The 1,334-nt window shown below is 38.4% G+C and carries 2 protein-coding genes; both read right to left on the reverse strand.

Annotated features, from left to right (window positions below; all coding sequences use genetic code 11):
• Positions 1-214 precede the first annotated feature (214 nt).
• Complete coding sequence (locus CDZ78_RS18700; protein ID WP_087871329.1) at positions 215-643, reverse strand: hypothetical protein; 429 nt, start codon at positions 641-643, stop codon at positions 215-217.
• 128 nt (positions 644-771) lie between these two features.
• Positions 772-1,334 (reverse strand): hypothetical protein (locus tag CDZ78_RS18705; protein WP_211200781.1); only part of this gene is annotated, 563 nt, incomplete at its 5' end.

Below are 1,334 nucleotides of genomic sequence, written 5' to 3' on the forward strand. Positions count from 1 at the left end.
GATATTAAATGAAACTAGCAAACGAACGGTATGGTTCGGCTATTAAATTTCAATTAAAACCTGTTCAGTAAACAACCAGTGGTTTGTTAATAGCCATGTAGATTGTTGTCTGGATTAAAACAACCCAAAGCCAACGGTTAAGTTACGAATGACAAGTCAATTCTTAATTCAAGACTTTATGGCACTCAAAAATTAAAACAAATACTATTCAAATTTAGGGGGAAATTCTTTTTGGCAATTTAGGTGACAGAAATTCCCTTTTTTTTGCAGAAGCGTCGTAGCATTGCTTTTTTTCCTGTCCATCAGGTAATTTTGCACATGTCTTTTGTCTTGCCTTCCCTGCTTCTATACATCGGCGGCTACATTGAAATGATGCAACGTCTGTTGTTTTTTTCCAGAAATCATCACTGGCAAATACAAAATCTTCAAAAGGGGTATTTACAATAGGATTGGAACTAATTTGCATAAAACTAATTCTTGTTTTCACTTTTTGATCTTCCAATTGGTTTTGTAGACCTTCAATTTTATTTTCTAAATTCTGTATTTTATTGTCAAGACCGGCATTTCCTTGATCTTGTGGATTGGAACAAGCAGAAATTATTACAACTAAAACAAAAAGAAAAAGTGTATTTAGAATTTTCATGATGATCACCTGTTATTTAAAGTTAATTACTTAAAATTGTCAGCCTGACAATGGAAATATTACTGTAGAAGACCACGGCGACAGCTATAGGAGGATGTGCTGCCGCCGCCGCCGCGTAGTGCAAAATCTCAACCTCCATTAAGCAAAATAATAATCTCCTGCGCAGTAGCGATAAACATATCAGCATCCGCTACCGAAATTTCCTTGCCGCGCTGTGCCAGTACCGAGTTGATGAAAGCTTCGAGTGCTTTCTTGGTCGCAGTGTCGTTGTTCTGCTTAAGATCGTTCAATGACTTTAGGGCTGCGTCCAGCTTGGCATCGAAACTTTGCTGAATGCCGTGATGCAGGTTGTAGTCACTGACCTGGTCGATTAATGGCATTAACAGAACGACGGGGTCGGAAGTCAGCTCCAGCGCGATCAAAATAATATCTTTGCCGCCGGCGCTGGTCTTGCCCGGTAAAGCGCCCTGTGTATCCCCGACTAGATAGTGCTTGCACGAAATAAATAATACCCTTTTAAAACAACATATTATGGTATAATAACGCCAAATATCACTACTGAAGATTCTGAGTGCCCCATTTTGGTATTTATCGTAAAAAATGGTTATACCATTGTTATTGAACAAGTATTTATTCTTACAAATCGAACTGGCAAATACTGAGTCCTCAATAACAGTTCCATTCCAGCAAA

Origin of the sequence: Bathymodiolus platifrons methanotrophic gill symbiont (assembly GCF_002189065.1) — a bacterium.
GTDB lineage: Bacteria > Pseudomonadota > Gammaproteobacteria > Methylococcales > Methylomonadaceae > Methyloprofundus.